Raw genomic sequence first — 18,287 nt, 5'->3', positions numbered from 1 at the left:
TTAGTCAGTCATTAAATCACTTTCGAAACTGCGGAAAAAGAACATGAAAAAATCATCATCATTTGCCTTATTTGAGCAACAACTAGCAAAAAATATTTTAATTTTAGATGGTGCAATGGGCACCATGATCCAAGCATATAAGTTCGAAGAACAAGATTTTCGCGGTGAACGCTTTGCTGATTGGCATACGGATGTAAAAGGCAATAACGATATGTTAGTGCTTACTCAACCTGAAATCATTAAAGCGATTCATCTTGAGTATCTTGAAGCCGGCGCTGATATTCTCGAAACCAACACGTTTAACGCAACAACGATTGCCATGGCTGATTATGACATGCAAGAGTACAGTGCTGAAATTAACCGTGTTGCTGCTCAAATAGCACGAGAAGCGGCAGATGAGTACACTAAAAAGAACCCTGATCGTCCTCGTTTTGTTGCCGGTGTTTTAGGGCCAACTAACCGAACTTGTTCGATTTCTCCCGATGTAAACGATCCAGCATATCGTAACGTTACCTTTGATGAGTTAAAAGATGCCTATATTGAATCTACTTTAGCTTTGATTGAAGGGGGTAGTGACATTATTTTAATCGAAACTATTTTCGATACCTTAAATGCTAAAGCGGCAGTATTTGCGGTAGAAACTGTCTTTGATCAATTAGGTGAACGTTTACCTGTAATGATTTCAGGTACTATTACTGATGCCTCAGGACGTACTTTATCAGGACAAACTACTGAAGCTTTTTACAATTCATTACGTCATGCAAAGCCTGTTTCCTTTGGTCTTAACTGTGCGTTAGGGCCTGTTGAATTACGCCAGTATGTTGCAGAATTAAGCCGTATCTGTGATACCGCTGTTTCTGCCCATCCTAATGCGGGTTTACCCAATGCCTTCGGTGAGTATGATTTCACCGTTGAAGACATGAACACCCATGTAGAAGAATGGGCTTCGTCAGGCTTTTTAAATATTATTGGTGGTTGTTGTGGTACCACGCCTGATCACATAAGAGGCATGGCTGACTCGGTTGCAAATATAAAACCGCGTAAAGTTGAAAAACGTGAAATTGCCTGTCGCTTATCTGGTTTAGAAGCATTAACCATTAACAAAGATAGCTTGTTTGTTAACGTGGGTGAACGTACTAACGTTACCGGCTCTGCTATGTTTAAGCGCTTAATTGTCGAAGAAGATTATGATAAAGCTATTTCTGTCGCTTTACAGCAAGTAGAGAACGGCGCGCAGATTATTGATATCAACATGGATGAAGGCATGTTGGACTCAAAAACTGCAATGGTGCGCTTTTTGAACCTGATTGCTGGCGAGCCAGATATTGCTAAAGTGCCAATCATGATTGACTCCTCTAAGTGGGACATCATTGAAGCAGGCTTAAAATGTATTCAAGGTAAAGGTATTGTTAATTCTATCAGCCTAAAAGAAGGTGAAGAGAACTTCCGTCAGCAAGCTGAATTACTTCGTCGTTATGGCGCAGCAGTTATTGTTATGGCTTTTGATGAAGACGGACAAGCTGATACACGTAAGCGTAAGTATGAAATTTGTCATCGTGCTTATCATATGCTTGTTGATGAAATTGGCTACCCGCCAGAAGATATTATTTTTGATCCCAATATTTTCGCTGTCGCCACGGGTATTGAAGAGCACAATAATTACGCAGTCGATTTTATTGAAGCAGTTGATGATATTAAGAAAAACTTACCTTATGCGATGATCTCGGGTGGTGTATCTAACGTTTCTTTCTCCTTTAGAGGAAACAACCCCGTTCGTGAAGCAATTCATGCGGTGTTTTTATACTACGCCATTAAAAATGGCATGGACATGGGTATTGTTAATGCCGGCCAGTTAGCTATTTATTCAGACTTACCTGCAAATCTAAAACAAGCGGTAGAAGACGTTATTAGCAATAGTGATGACGGTGCGACTGAACGTTTACTTGATATTGCCCAAGAATTTCATGGTAAAGCTGGCGGACAAGTCTCAAAGACCGATTTAACTTGGCGAGAATTGCCGATTAACGAGCGTTTATCTCATGCGTTAGTTAAAGGTATTAATGAATTTATCGTTGAAGATACCGAGGAAGCGCGTTTAGCGGCAGAGAAACCATTAGATGTAATTGAAGGGCCATTGATGGATGGCATGAATACTGTTGGTGATTTATTTGGTGCGGGTGAAATGTTTTTACCGCAAGTAGTAAAATCCGCCCGAGTAATGAAACAAGCTGTTGCTTATTTAAACCCTTACATCGAAGAGGGAAAAACTGAAATAAGCACCAACGGTAAAGTATTGCTCGCGACGGTAAAAGGCGATGTACATGATATCGGGAAAAACATTGTTGGCGTAGTGCTGCAATGTAATAACTATGAAATTATAGATCTTGGTGTGATGGTTTCTTGTGACGATATTTTACGCGTCGCCAAAGAAGAAAACGTCGATATCATTGGTTTATCAGGCTTGATCACACCGTCGCTTGATGAAATGGTCTATGTTGCTAAAGAAATGAAACGTACAGGTGTAAAACTACCTTTATTAATTGGCGGTGCAACCACGTCAAAAGCACATACAGCTGTAAAAATTGAACCACAATATGATGAGCCCGTGGTTTATGTATCTAACGCTTCACGTGCCGTATCTGTAGTAAGTAATCTATTATCAAGTGAGCATAAAGCAAAGTTCTTTGCCAGCACCCAAGAAGAATATGAACGCGTACGTGTTCGCCATTATAAAAAAGGTCCGCGCTCAAGTTTAATCAGCCTTGAAGCTGCGCGTGCTAATGCCACTAAAATTAACTTTGAAGATTATACGCCTAAAAAACCTAACAAACTGGGTGTAACTGTCCTTGATAATATCGATTTGAACGAAGTAAGAAAATATATTGATTGGACGCCATTTTTCATGACATGGCAAATGTCTGGCAAGTATCCTCTTATTTTAAAACATGAAGTGATTGGTGTTGAAGCAACGAGTCTATTTAATGATGCTAACGCTATGCTTGATGATGTTATCAACAATAAAAAAATATGTGCTAGAGCGGTATTTGGTTTGTTTCCTGCGAACAGTAATCAAGATGACATACAGCTATACACCGATGAAAGTCGCAACGATAAATTAATGAGACTTCATCAATTACGCCAACAAAGTAAAAAACCAGCAGGGCAGTTTAACCGTTGTTTAGCTGATTATATAGCACCAGAAGACTCAGGTATTGAAGATTATGTTGGTGCTTTTGCTGTATCAGCAGGTTTTGGTGTTGAAGATTTAGTAAAAGTTTTTGATGCAGATCACGATGCCTATAATTCAATATTACTCAAAGCGGTCGCTGATAGATTAGCGGAAGCGAGCGCTGAGTATTTGCATGAAAAAGTTCGTAAAGAATATTGGGGTTTTGCGCCTGAAGAAGATCTCAATAATGACGCGTTAATTCGCGAAAGTTATCAAGGTATTCGACCTGCGCCAGGTTATCCTGCTTGTCCTGAACATACTGAAAAAGGTTTATTGTGGGAGTTACTTAATGTTAAAGAAAACATTGATATGGATCTCACCTCAAGTTATGCCATGTGGCCAGGTGCAGCGGTAAGTGGTTGGTATTTCTCTCATCCAGAATCAAAGTATTTCGCGGTAGCAAAACTAGCTAAAGATCAGGTACTCGATTATGCAGCACGTAAGGGCATGACCGTAGAGCAAGCTGAACGTTGGTTATCTGCAAACTTAGATTACGAACCAGAATAAGCTGAACCAGAGTAAGCTGAGTTGTTTGAATAGATTAATTGATTACCTATTTAAGTAGACAAGTTGAGACTAATAAAAAAGGCTGCACCATGTTTATCATGGTGCAGCCTTTTCGTTTTCTAGTTAATGCTTTTTAGTAAAATAAATTTTTCTTGTAATGTATTACGTTATTACAAGCACTTTACTGGCCTTGGCTTATGCCTTAGCTCATATCTAAATTACGCTGATTGATATAAGTCTGTTTGTGGTACTTCAAACTTATTATTGAATTTGGCGGATAATACACCCTTACGATGTGCTAGTGCTGATTGTAGTTTTTTGGCTACTTTTGCAATGGCAACATAAAGTTGTTTGTCAGAAGCATTTACGGTTACTTTTTCACCTTCATACAGTGTGGTTACTTCAAGTTTTTGTAGATGCGGCTCAACGGTAATGGTCGAGTTCAGCGTCATAATGGATGGATAATGTTTAGAGATTTTCGCAAACTTATTCTCGATAGATTGCTTGATACCTTCAGTTATTTCAACGTGGTGTCCAGAAATTTTAATCTTCATAGTCTTACCTCTTTTGTTATCTTTAACTTTATCTGTGTCGTTATCTTCAATTTCATAATCCTCCTTCAGTCATAAAAATGCAATAGAAAAATGGTAGATAAATGCAATTAAATGTAACCCTCTTTTTTGGGTTTTTTGGGCATGAAATATGCTAATAAAAAACTAATAAGCAATTAAGTTATTATTCAAAGGATTAATGAAATCAAAAAGTGACCAAGTAAAAAAAACGGTAAGTAACTTAAGTTACTTACCGTTTTAGTTGTTCGAAATGGCTATTGCCTAATAGTTAATACTAATGGTAAAGCTAAAGTAAACTGATAAAGCTGAACAGGTTATTTAAAGTGTCTATCAAAGAAATTCATAATAGTTTTATTCAAATGAACTTTCACTTTTTTACCACGCATACTATGTTTACTACCTGGGTAGGTCATCAGTTCAAATAATTTACCTTCATCTTGTAAGGCTTTAATTAATTTTGTGGTGTTGGTAAACAATACGTTGTCATCAGCCATTCCATGATAAACCATCATTGGGCCACTCAAACCAGAAACATAAGGAAATACACTGCTTTGCTGATAGCCTGCAGCATTGGCTTTAGGGTGGTTTAAATAGCGTTCAGTGTAATGTGTATCGTAGAGCATCCAATCCGTTACAGGGGCACCACTTACACCAGCTTTAAAGTAATCACCTGCTTTGAACATAGTCATTAAAGCCATATAACCACCGTATGAGTGACCGAAAACACCAATACGTTCTTTATCAACATATGGCAGAGTATGGAGATATTTCACACCAGTAATTTGGTCGGCAACTTCTACTTGGCCAAGTCTTTCATAGATTGGAAACTCAAAGGCAGTACCGCGGTAGTTAGAGCCGCGATTATCAAGCTGATACACAATATAACCTTGCTGTAGCATGTATTGAGTTATATCAGCGCCTTGACATTCATTAGTGACAAGTTGTGCGTGAGGACCACCATATACTCTAACAATCACAGGATACTTTTTACCAGGTTGCATGTTCTTAGGTTTATAAAGCTTGTAGTAGAGGTCAGCTTGTCCATCATCTGATTTTAATGAACCAAACTCAGGCATGACTAAACCATCATAATAAGGTGCTACAGGATGTTCAGGCGTCACTTTGTTTTCAGCTAACCAGGTAATATGTTCACCATTAGCTGAGTGCAGACTTACCTGTTTAGGTGTTTTAGTATTTGAGAAACTATCAATATAACTTTCGCTGGTTTGACTGAAGTTTATGCTATGAAAGCCATTGCGCTTAGTTATACGTTGTACATTTTCAGGTGATTTACCGCTAAGAGGAACTTTATATAAGTGGCGTTCAAGGGGAGTATCAGCACGCCCGGTAAAGTAAACCCAACCATTTTTCTCATCTACACGTGTTAGTGAATCAACTACCCACTCGCCTTTAGTCAACTGTGAGATTAACTCACCCTTTAAGTTGTAATGGTAAAGGTGTTTGTAACCGTCGCGTTCTGAAGCCCAAATAAAAGTTTTATTATCACTTAAAAAGGTTAAATCTTTGTGTAAGTTAAGCCAATGGCTAGACTCTTCTACTAATAAGGTTTTTTGGCGACGCTTTTTTAAATCGTAAGTTTTTAATGTTAACGTTTTTTGGTCACGACTTTGTAACTGGTAAGATACCTTTTTACTATCACTAAGCCATTTCACACGTGGGATATAAATATCCTTGTTATCACCTAAATCAACAAAACGGATCTTTTTACCTTTAATGTCGGTAACCGCCAATTGAATGTGAACATTATTAGTACCCGTTGCCGGGTAGCGTTGTTCAATTAACTCAATTTTTTCAGCGTATATCTCGTTACGAATAACCGTTTGAACAGGAGTTTCATCGACCCGTAAAAAGGCAATGTGCTTTTCATTTGGCGACCACCAATACCCGGTCATACGCGCCATTTCTTCTTGAGCAACAAATTCACTCATACCATTTTTAATGGTACCGCCACCATCGATGGTGAGTTGGCGCTCTTCACCTGAAGCAATGTTTAATACATAGATATTTTGCTCACGAATATAAGAAACAAAGTTACCTTTAGGTGAGAACTTTACATCAGTTTCAAAACCGGCTGTTTCAGTTAAGCGTTTAGCTATTTTAGTCGCTAAATGGTAATAGTAAATATCACCGTTCAAAGGGAATAATAATGCGCTGCCGTCTTGTGAAAATTGATACTCCATGATGCCAACACCATAAATACGTTGGCGTTCACGACGCGCTTTTTCTTCGTCAGATAAGCTTTCTGGGCCACTAAATAGTGATTGAGAATCAACAAGCAGTTTATTTTCTTTACTGGCTAAATTGTATTCCCACAAATCGTAACGGTTTAGATCTTCCGTTTTGCCTTGTAGGTAAGTTACCCGTGTTCCGTCCGGAGAAAACTTTAATGATTTAGGTGTTTGACCATTGAGAGAAGGCGAACTATAAATGCGTTCAATGGTTAATTGTTCTGTATTTTTCGCAACAGCTGGCGCTTTTGATTTTTCATCACTTGCATTTGCGCTTAGCGGTAAAGCTAATGAGCAAACAAGAGCAACAAGTGCTTTTTTAACAGTAATTTTCATAGGAAAGTTATCTTATTAGGTTGTGGAAATAAGTATTTTTATGCGTTGTGCCTATGACGTCCATGCCAATATTTTAGCTCGAGCACTTTAACAAACGCTAGTATATTAAACTAGCGTAGTGCTAATAAATGACCCATTTTTTAAAGGGATATTGTTCTTAAAACGGGTCTTAGTGTAAACAATAATGGCAACCAGTTATTTATAGAGCCTGCAAGTTATTAGGCATTTAGGCGATTATTTTATCAACTCAATTAGCTCATGAATGGTTTTTACTGCTTTGATGTTAGCGCCTAAACCCTCCATTGATTTGTGATAATTACGATAAGGAATAAATATTTCGGTAAAGCCATGCTGCGCAGCTTCTTTAACGCGAGGTACGCCGCTGTCTATTGGTCTCACATCGCCGTTTAGGCTTAATTCACCCATAATGCAGGTATTACGTGGAATAACAAAGTCATTAAGGCTGCTTAACAGCGCAGTGACCAAGGCTAAATCGATACAGGTTTCAGACTCATCAATTTTCAAACCGCCGACAATATTAAAGAAAGTATCGTGAAATATCTTTGTTTTGGTGTGTTTGCGTAATATCCCCGTTAACATTTTAATTCTGTTCATGTTCAAACCAACACAAACACGTTGTGGAAACTCTGCCTCTGTTTCAGTTGTTAAGCATTGAATTTCTAACAGCAGGTTTCGGTTACCTTTGCGAATACAGGTGATTGTTGAACCGGGAGATTCGGTGCTAGAGCCAGATAAAAATATTTCACTCGGGTTATCAACACTGAGCATGCCGCGTTCACACATTTTGAAAATGCCGACGGTGTCGATGTCACCAAAACGGTTTTTGTTCGCTCTAAGTGTACGAATTTGACCGTCATTAGTGTCAATATGCAACAGGGCATCTACGATGTGTACTAGCGTTTGTGGGCCGGCAATTTCATTATTTTTATTTACATGGGCAATAATAAACATGGTGACATTGTTTTGCTTGCAGTACTGGGTAAGTGATTGCGCACTACTTTTTACTTGTGAAGGAGAGCCCGGACTGCCATTAGCATTTTCAGTTACTACTGCTTGGATAGAGTCAATTACCGCAAACTTAATTTTGTTTTTATCCAATTCATCAATGATGGCTTCAACACTTGTTTCTGCCAATAGATAAAGGTTATCTTCGTCATAATCTAACTTTAATCTGTGTACACGGTTTTTGAACTGAGAAAGTGATTCTTCAGCGGTACAATAAAGTGAAGCGTGAGTTTTTGACATGCGAGCGACAAGATCGGAGAGTAGGGTAGTTTTACCTGCGCCTGGATCGCCAGAAATAATATTTACCGATCCCGTTGTCACTCCACCGCATAAAACACGATCAAGCTCGCCGATACCTGTTGATCTTTTTTCTGCATCAATGGATTCTATTTCGTTTATCTTTTTAGAGCCGCCACCCGTTAAGCCTGCATAACCGCCGGTACTTGTTGTTCGAGTAGCTGTATTCTTACTTGTTGCTTTTGGTATTTTCATTTCTACCAGGGTATTCCATGCTCCGCAACGGCACTGTCCTTGCCAACGGGTATGATTCATACCGCAATCGGTGCATACAAATTCGATTTTTGCTGCTTTTACCATCTAGATTTACCACCCTTTAAACGATAACATGACGGTAATAAGCGTCTGTCATTGAACAATATTATGTTAATTTACACTACCAATAAAAACCAATTTATAAAAATGAATGGTTTTGTTTGATCTCCATCATTGAGAGGCATAGAAATTGCTTAGTTTTTAATGATAAAGTCGGTTAGATTATAATGATTTTGATTTTTTTGTCTAAGTTAAAAGTAATGATAAAAATTCTAACCTAACAGCGACGCTGTAATTTAGTGTTAAAACATATAGTAAAGCAGAAGTTAATAATAAAACTATGGATAAAGATTTCAGTAAACATCATAAAATCATTGCCAATTTTCGTGGTGAGGTAAACAAAAATAGTTTTGAAGCTAGTTATAGTACTGTAACTGAGCACCTTAATAAAACTGAAAAATTTTTGTTAAAAATGGAATTAAAACGCTTAGCGGGTGGTTGTGCGCGTTCCATTGATTTACGTGGCTTGGTTAATGGTGAATGTCAGTTATTTGACTTTCAAGGTCAAACCCACTTTTTGGACGATGTTGCTATTGCCACTTTCAAAGAAAATGTGGCGGCATATGGTAGTTATACTTTTGGCGTGTACGAATCGGTTAAAAATGCTAAAAATAGTTTTCGTAATATTTATCAAAATGAAAAGGTTACCCCTAGCGTCGTTGAGAGTATTAAGAACAATAATAAATCAGGAACAGAAAAGCTCCAATACCCAGCGAAACTAAATTTCTTAGCAAACTATCCCAACCGTGCTGAAGAGCGAATGAACTTTGCTATTCCTATCACCTTAACCGTACTGAATAAGCAACAGTTAGTGACAACCAGTATTGATCTGAGTGTTAAGGGGATCAAGTTTAAACTGATTAATGATATTTCTTTATTTAAAGGTGATCAATTAAGCATCGCCTTTACTGGTTTAGAGCAAGAGTTTCAATTTAGTAAAGATGATTCGTTTTATTTTGAAGTTAAAAATGTCTTACGCGACTCAGGGACTCAACTTATAGGTTGTCTGCGTGTAGATATTCCTGAAAATGATAGCTTTGAACGATTCTTAGTGGGTTATATTCAAGGAAATAAACGCCGTTATAAAATTAACTTAGATAACAGTCTAGCGGCATTACAGACGAGAAGCCTTGAACAATATGCACTAGTTAAATTAAATGAATTGATTATATTTATGCATAGTGCCAAAGGGGATATGAACAAAATTTCACCTCGCTATGCGCTAACTACCAAGAACAATCAAAAGTTATATCAATATTGGCACGATGAAAAAAAACGCTCAGCACTGCATTACCTTATTAATGCTGAACGACTAGCGCGTTTAAATGTTTTGCAACAACAAGGTAAAGGTTTATTAGTCTTTAGCTTTATTCATCAACATAAAGGTGACAAGTTTTTCTATACGGTAGATGAAGAGCAACTTAAAGGTGATAATGCTTTTTTTATGCAGTTCTTAGCTTTTGCAGCCAGTAAAAGTAGCTTTGCTATCACAGCGTTAAAATCGCTGACGATAGATGCGGAACAAGCTTATTCGCCTTTTACTTTATCTACTGCTCTTACTAAGCAGCAAAATTATTTAAATCCCCCGCTAACTGATGAAGTGAATGATATTCTTGCACATTTGCCCTATGCAGTGACTGCAACTGATGTTACAGGTACTAGTGATTTTAGTGATTATCAAGCGCTAGGCTATGAGGGTATCGATCTTGAGCGACTTAAAAGTTTACGTCAAAAGCATAATGATAAAGAAAGCCGTGTCGATGAAATAACCTTAAGTTATGGACATCAACGTCAAGAAGTTCGCTTTAAATACCAAACTCCCGTTAGCATTGAGTCCGAAGCTTCAAATTGGTCTGGATTGTCGGCAGATTTTTCTGTTTCAGGGCTAAAAGTGGACTTAGAAAACCCCGCTGTGTTATCAAAGGGCGATATCGTTCATTTAAGCTTTCCAAAATTACAGAAAATAACCTCAGCTTTTGATCTAAAGCAGTTACCTTATAAGATCATGAGGATCAGTAAAGATAAAAAGGTGGTCAACCTGCGTGTGTCCGTTAAAGAGCATCAACATATAGGACGATCATTTTTTAAATTATTAATTGATAAGAACAAAAATAAATTAACCCCTGATGAGTATGCCATGCTAACACCTGGTTTATCAGGTGCACTAAGAACTTTGTATGCGGTGAATATGGAAATACCTACTGCGATGGTGCAATCAAGTGGTAGTCGCTATAAAGTAGAAAACTTAGTAGTAGGGACGCACGGTTATCAAAGCCATAAAAATCTATTATCAGCGATGTTACGATTAAGTGATCGCCATGGTTATTATAATTTATACCCTCTGTTAGGGAATTTGCAGGTCAGTAATTTAATCGATCAACATATGAAAAAACTAGTGGCGAGTGATACAGCCGTTAGTGAACTCATCTATATTGCTATCGATGCAAGTATTACAGACATAGAAAAATCGGTAACAATAAAGCAAGTGAGTGAGCTTAATACGCCACAGATGAGAAACTTTTTTATTAAAAACGCTTTGAAACAAGGTGACTTTTACAGCCTGCAATTGAAATTATCGCGTAGTGATGAAGCTCATATGGAACATTTAAACCCAGAGCTGGCGTATATCGGCTCTTATGCCATACATCGTGGTAAACAACTTGAGCAAGATATCTATAGTGTTGCGGGGTTAGTTCAGCTAATTGATGTCACACAAGAAACATTACTGAGATATGAGCTGAATCAATAATATTATTGCTCTTAGTTGCGGTTAAAAATACAATAAAAACACTATGTTTGATGCTATTTATTTACCCGCTTTACTCTACTATGTTTGAACTTACACCCGTGAAATAACACGGGTAGTGATTGGGTTCATGTTTCTAATATTTTAAGTGACATGACAACAGCTACTAAGCAGTATTTTGTTAGCTAGTATTTCGTTAGCTAGTATTACGCTAACCAGTGTAACAAGCAATCTAAGCCTTGCTCGTTTATGCTGATATCAGCTTGAGCTAATACAATAGGTTTAGCATGAAAAGCAACACCAAAGCTTGCCGCGGCCATCATGACTAAATCATTGGCACCATCGCCCATCGCAACGGTTTGTTTATCTGGTATTTGATACTCTTTACTTAAAATAGCTAAAGAATCCGCTTTTACTTGCGCATCAACCACATTACCCAAAACCTTACCGGTGAGTTTGCCATCAATAATTTCAAGAGTATTGGCAAAAGCAGCATCTAAGTTTAAGGTTTCTTTTAGATGATCGGCAAAATAAGTAAAACCACCCGAAGCAATCGCAATGCGCCAATTGTGCTTTTTAAGTTCAACAATTAATGGTTTTAATCCAGCCATTAATGGGATGTTTTTTGCTACATCACTTAATATACTTTCCGGTGACTCTGCTAATGTTGCTACTCGTTGATGCAGACTTTGTGCAAAATCGAGTTCACCCAACATTGCGCGTTCTGTTACTTCAGCTACTTCTTCACCAACGCCTGCTAGCTTAGCTATTTCATCAATACACTCAATTTCTATCGTGGTTGAGTCCATATCCATCACTAATAATCCAGGTACTTCTAATTTAGGTACCTGTGTTAATAAGGCGGCTTCAATTTTATTCGCTAAAGCAAAATCAGCTACTGCTTTACGCGTTTTGATAAAATCAGAACAGCTCACCTGAAATCGACAACTAGTTTGATTATTACGGTGATTAATTGTGGTGAGCGTTATGATGCTAAGCTGAGCATAGTTTTGCAATGCTAGTAATTGCGACAGGGGAAGTTCTTGGAATACAACCAGCTCGATTTGCTCTTCAGTTGTAGGTTCACGTAAGGTACCGTCAGCTAAAGTAAGCGCCTGTTCAGATAAGCTAAAGGCGATAGGTAATTGTTTATCTTGTAAATTATTGGCTAAATACTGTTCAAGCGATAGGGGTAATATAGTGGTAATGAAAGACACGTTAATTCTCTTGGGTATGTTATAAAAATAATAAACTTCACATCAGTTAACTATCTAACTATAGTGGCACTATCGTTGCGCTAAAATAGTCACCAGTGTTCTTATGAAGCAAGCCGAACAGCCTTTATACCCTAAATTATCCTCGATTTATAATAAAATCCTGCAATTAGCTAGTGCAATTTTGCTTATCATAGTACTGATGAGTCTCTGGCAGTCTACCGGTGAGAGAAATACTGATAACTTAACGGCGCACTTTAATTATATTGCTAAGCAGCAACTTCAACAGGCGATTGCGGGGGTTGCGGTTATTCTTGAGCAATCACACGAGAGTAAAGTAGACCAAAGTGCATTTTTACAAGGTTATCTTGATGGTTTAACAAAAGTAAACTTTGTTAAACAAGCACATTTATATGATGCTACAGGACTATTAGTAGTATCGAGTGCTTCGGTGGAAAAAGATAAACAGGGTAATGAACTCGCTCAGACTACTGAAAAAAGTATTAACGATCTTTACGGTATTTCTCCCCATCAACGTAATGTAACAGATACCTTAACGCCTTTTGTTGAAGAAATACGCCATACCGACTCAACGAGTTACAATCTACATGGTTATCTTCGATTTACTATTGAGCAATCTTATTTAACTGATATTTTAGCTAAAGCGGATGCAGAGCAACAGTCTTTACAACGCTTAATGTTGCTAATAGCTGGAGTGGTTGGTTTTTTACTGACTCGTGGCTTAAATCGTTTTAGCAGGCGCGGATATCGTTTAGATTCTGAGGCTAAAAAAGTCTAATTCATATCATTTAAATGAAAAATATCTGCTCAATGTTATGTTCAAGCTGATTTGCTATTTCCTCTAAGCTTTCTGGGCGTATGGACGATAATACTTCAAAAATCTTGATTAGATTTATTGGAGAATTAGCTGGGGAATTAGCAGGAGAGCTCGCTATCTCATCAATATTTTCTTGTTCCGTACCTTGGTTACTCGTCAGTACATCTTTAGCTGTCACTTCTCGACTTAACGGCATTGATGGCGCATCAGTTTCTAAGACTAAACTTTCTAAGGGCAAGCGCTTGAGGGTATTTATAGTTTTTTTAGCACGAGAATAAGTGATAGTACTACCTACGCCGAGTTTAAAGCCTAAATCAATATAACCCTTAGCTTGTTGATAACTTCCAGAAAACCCATGAATAATACCTTTTCTTTCTAATTGATATCTTTTCAGGAACGGCATTATTTTATCGTGAGATTGTCTGTGATGGACTATTACCGGTAAGTCTTGTTGTTTAGCTAAGTTGAGCTGATAATCAAAAAAATGTTGCTGATGATGTAAATTATCCTCAGGTGTTTGCCCATGAGCTGCTGCATTTTTAGCAATAGCACCATCAATACCAATTTCACCAATGGCGATTATTTTATCTCGCGCTTTAATAACAGCATCGTTTAATTGCTCTAGGTGAGAGTCATTGAGTTTTTGTAAAAACCATGGATGAATACCTAAACAAGGATAAATCTTAATAGGATTATCTTTTAGGGGCCCGGTAAGATTACCAGAGTAACGTTTGGCTAGACTTAGTACTTGAGTAAAGTTATCAGGCGATATAGAAGGAACAATTATACGGTTAATGGCAAGTTGCTGACATTGGCTTAATAACGCAGGCAGTTGCTCACTAAAGGCAATATCATCAAGGTGGCAATGGCTATCGGTAAACTGCATCATTGCCTCCTTGATTATTTATTATTGAGTTTTAAATATGAACGTTTACATTGAGTATGACGAAGATAGTTATGGTAAAAATATTTATAATAATCTTAATTTATATCTAGTTAGCGTAAGTGAAAGAAAAAAGCACGGAGCTGACGGTAGTCAGTGAGTACTTTTGACGCATCAATTACGCTAAGCAGGACTAAATTACATGCGATCCATTACTTCAATGCCTAATATATCTAAACCCTGTTTTAAGGTATCTGCAACAACTCTACATAAGGCTAAACGTGAGGCTTTAACTTCTTCGCTAATGCCTTCTTTAAGAATAGGGCAGGCTTCATAAAAACTCATGTAAAGGCTGGCTAATTCATAAAGGTAGTTACATAACAAGTTCGGCGTACATTCGCTAATTACCGCATCAACCACATCTTCAAGTTGTAATAACTTTAATGCTAAAGCTTTTTCTTGTGGCTCAATAATGTTGATAGCAGCGTTATCCTCTACAGCTCCTGCCTTAGAGAAAATGCTTTGAATACGTGAGTAAGCGTATTGTAGATAAGGTGCAGTAGCGCCTTCAAAGCTCAACATCGTTTTCCAGTTGAAAATGTAATCACTGGTACGGTTTTTTGATAAATCGGCAAACTTAACCGCGCCAATACCTACTTTCTTGGAAATTTCAGCTAAATCAGTATCGCTAATCTCTGGGTTTTTCTCTTTGATTAATGCTGCTGCACGAACGATGGATTCATCAAGTAATTCTGCTAGCTTGATAGTACCGCCAGTACGGGTTTTAAATGGCTTGCCATCATCACCCATCATCATACCAAACGGACAATGTTGGTAAGCAACATTGTCAGGTAAGAAGCCAGCCTTGCGCGAAACAATTTCAACTTGTTTAAAGTGTAATGCTTGACGAGCATCAGTGAATATAATGATGCGATCAGCAGCTAGCTTACCGCTACGGTAGCGACATGCAGATAAATCGGTAGTAGCATATAAGAAACCGCCACCCGATTTTTGTACGATGAATACTGGCGCTTCACCATCTTTGTTAGCCATTTCATTAATGAAAACAACTTTAGCGCCTTGACTCTCTTCGGCAATCTCTTTCGCCATTAGTTCATCAATTACTGTTGATAAGTCATCGTTATAAGCACTTTCGCCCATAATATCTGAACGTTTTAATGACACATTTAATTTAGCGTAAATGTCTTCACTGTGCGTGATTGAAATATCAATAAATTGTTGCCATAACTTGGCACAGGCAGCATCACCACTTTGCAGTTTAACTACATCAGCGCGCGCTCTATCAGCAAAACCTTCTTCGTTGTCAAAGCGTACTTTGGCTTCACGGTAAAAGTTTTCTAAATCGGCAAGGGCAGTTTCAGCCACTTCATCACTAGCAAGTTTATCGCTTAAATGTGCGATTAACATACCAAATTGGGTACCCCAATCACCCATGTGGTTTTGACGAATAACTTTATCACCACGAAACTCTAGTGCGCGTACAACAGCATCACCAATGATGGTCGAACGTAAATGACCAACATGCATTTCTTTAGCGAGGTTAGGCGCTGAATAATCAACAACGACTGTTTGCTGTTTATCATCAGCGTTAATCTCACCGGAGGTAGTACTACGTTGTGCTACGCCAATGAATTCATCTTTAGCTACTTCGTTTAGCTGTGCGGCTAACCAATTTTCATCTAAATGAATATTAATAAAACCAGGGCCAGCTAATTCAACTTTACTTGCTATCCCGTCTAGGTCTAACTCGGCAACAACCTTAGTTGCTAACTCACGTGGGTTAGTTTTTAGTTTTTTCGCTGCGCCCATAACACCATTGGCTTGATAGTCACCAAAATTTGGACGATTTGATAGGCTAACTGCAGGGTTGGTGCCTTCAGGTAAACCGGCAGCAACCATAGCGGCACTGACTTTTTCACTTAATATATTTTTAATATTCATTTTAATAGACTCTTTATCATTGTTATTTGGCTCAATCTTGGCATCAATGATACTCACATGTGGTGCATGCTCCGTGTCATTTCTTTAACCTTGAACCAACTAACTGCGATAAAGAAGCTATTACGCAGTTAGTGAAATTTATTGTTGTTTATGTCTGATGTTTTATTAAAGCAATCATCAAAAACAATCTATATCTGCTCATGTTTGGCTAAGTAGATAGCGTTATAGCAAGGCGCTTAATCATTTTTATAAAGGAGCTTAGTACACTAAGTGACTGCATAAAAATTATTAAGCAACGCCGCTAGAACGTTATATACGACACCAAAAAATTAGTGTTCACGGGTCGAGTGGAACGCTATATCTGGATTACGCTCTTGCGCTAGCGATAAATTAACCATCGTCGGTGCGATATAGGTTAAGTTATTACCACCATCATATGCTAAGTAATCACCCGATTTCTTTTTAAATTGCTCTAAGGTGCGCTCATCATCACAAGTACACCAGCGCGCCGTAGCAACACTAATAGGCTCATATATCGCATCAACTTTATATTCAGTTTTTAATCGTTGCACAACAACTTCAAACTGCAATACACCAACAGCTCCAACAATCATATCGTTGTTAATGAAAGGTCTAAATACTTGTACAGCACCTTCTTCAGATAACTGAATCAAACCTTTCTGTAATTGCTTAGCTTTTAACGGATCACGAAGACGAATACGACGGAACATTTCCGGTGCGAAGTTAGGAATACCGCTAAACTTCATCATTTCACCTGCAGTGAAAGTATCACCTATTTGAATACTACCGTGGTTGTGTAAACCAATAATATCACCGGCAAAAGCTTCTTCAACGTTTGAACGGTCACCTGCCATGAAGGTTACTGCATCGGCGATTTTTACATCTTTACCTAAGCGAACTTGTTTCATTTTCATGCCTTTTTCATATTTGCCTGAACAAATACGCATGAAGGCAATACGGTCACGATGTTTTGGATCCATATTAGCTTGAATTTTAAAAACGAAACCAGAGAACTTTTCTTCTTCAGCCGTTACTGTGCGTGAATCAGTTTCACGTGGTAATGGCTTAGGTGCCCATTTAGTTAAGCCCTTTAGCATATGATCTACGCCAAAGTTACCTAATGCAGTACCAAAAAATACAGGTGTTAATTCACCTCTTAAGAATTCATCTAAATTAAAGTCATGAGATGCGCCAGAAACAAGCTCTAATTCTTCGCGTAAATCTTCAGCATAATTACCAATAACTTTATCAAGTTCAGGATTATGAAGGCCTTTAATTATGCGTTCTTCTTGAATCATGTGACCTAAGCCAGATTGATACAAAACAATTTCGTCTTCAAGAATATTGTAAATGCCCTTAAATTCTTTACCCATGCCGATTGGCCAAGTAATAGCAGCACACTTAATTTTTAATACTTCTTCAACTTCATCCATAACTTCCATTGGGTCACTTACATCGCGATCCATTTTGTTCATGAAGGTAATAATTGGGGTATCGCGAAGACGAGTAACTTCCATTAACTTAACCGTACGTGCTTCAACACCTTTAGCAACGTCAATGACCATCAAACATGAGTCAACGGCGGTAAGCGTACGGTAAGTATCTTCCGAGAAATCTTCATGACCAGGGGTATCAAGTAAGTTTACTAAACAGTCGTTGTAAGGAAATTGCATTACCGAGGTAGTAATTGAGATACCACGCTCTTTTTCCATTTCCATCCAGTCAGATTTCGCGTGTTGACCTGATTTTTTACCTTTTACCGTACCGGCTCTTTGTAAGGCTTGACCAAACAAAAGTACTTTTTCGGTGATGGTGGTTTTACCCGCATCAGGGTGAGAAATTATGGCAAAGGTGCGACGTAAATCGACTTGCTGTTGCTGTACAGACATGCAAATTACCTGTTAAGTAAATAGTAGAGAAGCACTTTAGTACTTGGCTTAGTACAGAGCTGCTCATTATTATTAAAAAATTGCGCGCATTGTACCATTAAAGGGCGTGTTGTTTAATACCCATTGGATTAATTAAGTGACCAAAATTCAATGTGGATAAATTTCCAAGTTTAATACCAATTCCATTAAGTTTGTGATCTTGT

General features: G+C 38.0%; 10 protein-coding genes. 3 read left to right on the top strand and 7 right to left on the bottom strand.

What is annotated here, in order from left to right:
- Positions 1-43 precede the first annotated feature (43 nt).
- Complete coding sequence (gene metH, locus ESZ36_RS07890) at positions 44-3,736, top strand: methionine synthase (RefSeq protein WP_146785944.1); 3,693 nt, start codon at positions 44-46, stop codon at positions 3,734-3,736.
- Positions 3,737-3,954: 218 nt separating this feature from the next.
- Here metH and hpf read toward each other — a convergent pair whose 3' ends face one another.
- The 3 genes from hpf to radA all read right to left on the bottom strand — a co-directional run bounded on the left by hpf (position 3,955) and on the right by radA (position 8,516).
- Entirely contained in the window at positions 3,955-4,290 is a 336-nt protein-coding gene (gene hpf, locus ESZ36_RS07885; RefSeq protein WP_011041941.1) for a ribosome hibernation-promoting factor, HPF/YfiA family, read from the bottom strand.
- 332 nt (positions 4,291-4,622) lie between these two features.
- Positions 4,623-6,893 (bottom strand): S9 family peptidase, encoded by a 2,271-nt coding sequence (locus ESZ36_RS07880; protein ID WP_146785941.1) that lies wholly within the window; start codon positions 6,891-6,893, stop codon positions 4,623-4,625.
- Positions 6,894-7,127: 234 nt separating this feature from the next.
- On the bottom strand, positions 7,128-8,516 hold the full coding sequence (gene radA / locus ESZ36_RS07875; RefSeq protein ID WP_146785938.1) for a DNA repair protein RadA: 1,389 nt from the start codon (positions 8,514-8,516) through the stop codon (positions 7,128-7,130).
- A gap of 295 nt (positions 8,517-8,811) precedes the next feature.
- Here radA and ESZ36_RS07870 point away from each other — a divergent pair, with 295 nt between their 5' ends.
- Positions 8,812-11,280, top strand: a complete 2,469-nt coding sequence (locus ESZ36_RS07870; protein WP_146785935.1) for a PilZ domain-containing protein — start codon at positions 8,812-8,814, stop codon at positions 11,278-11,280.
- A gap of 203 nt (positions 11,281-11,483) precedes the next feature.
- Here ESZ36_RS07870 and serB read toward each other — a convergent pair whose 3' ends face one another.
- Positions 11,484-12,494: a phosphoserine phosphatase SerB gene (serB, locus tag ESZ36_RS07865; RefSeq protein WP_146785932.1), complete on the bottom strand. Its 1,011-nt coding sequence runs from the start codon at positions 12,492-12,494 to the stop codon at positions 11,484-11,486.
- 103 nt (positions 12,495-12,597) lie between these two features.
- On the opposite strand from serB, the gene ESZ36_RS07860 reads away from it, so the two are divergent.
- Complete coding sequence (locus ESZ36_RS07860) at positions 12,598-13,290, top strand: hypothetical protein (protein WP_146785929.1); 693 nt, start codon at positions 12,598-12,600, stop codon at positions 13,288-13,290.
- Between the two features lie 10 nt (positions 13,291-13,300).
- Here ESZ36_RS07860 and ESZ36_RS07855 read toward each other — a convergent pair whose 3' ends face one another.
- The 3 genes from ESZ36_RS07855 to prfC form a co-directional block, all read right to left on the bottom strand.
- On the bottom strand, positions 13,301-14,218 hold the full coding sequence (locus ESZ36_RS07855) for a TatD family hydrolase (protein WP_246129018.1): 918 nt from the start codon (positions 14,216-14,218) through the stop codon (positions 13,301-13,303).
- 192 nt (positions 14,219-14,410) lie between these two features.
- Positions 14,411-16,174 (bottom strand): arginine--tRNA ligase, encoded by a 1,764-nt coding sequence (gene argS / locus ESZ36_RS07850; RefSeq protein ID WP_146786179.1) that lies wholly within the window; start codon positions 16,172-16,174, stop codon positions 14,411-14,413.
- A gap of 329 nt (positions 16,175-16,503) precedes the next feature.
- Positions 16,504-18,084 carry a peptide chain release factor 3 gene (gene prfC / locus ESZ36_RS07845; protein WP_146785926.1) on the bottom strand — a complete coding sequence of 527 codons (1,581 nt, stop codon included), beginning with the start codon at positions 18,082-18,084 and terminating at the stop codon, positions 16,504-16,506.
- Positions 18,085-18,287 lie beyond the last annotated feature (203 nt).

Origin of the sequence: Colwellia demingiae, from assembly GCF_007954275.1 — a bacterium.
GTDB lineage: Bacteria > Pseudomonadota > Gammaproteobacteria > Enterobacterales > Alteromonadaceae > Colwellia > Colwellia demingiae.
The sequence above is the reverse complement of the archived record's forward strand: the minus strand, read 5'-3'. Positions and strand labels throughout refer to the sequence as shown.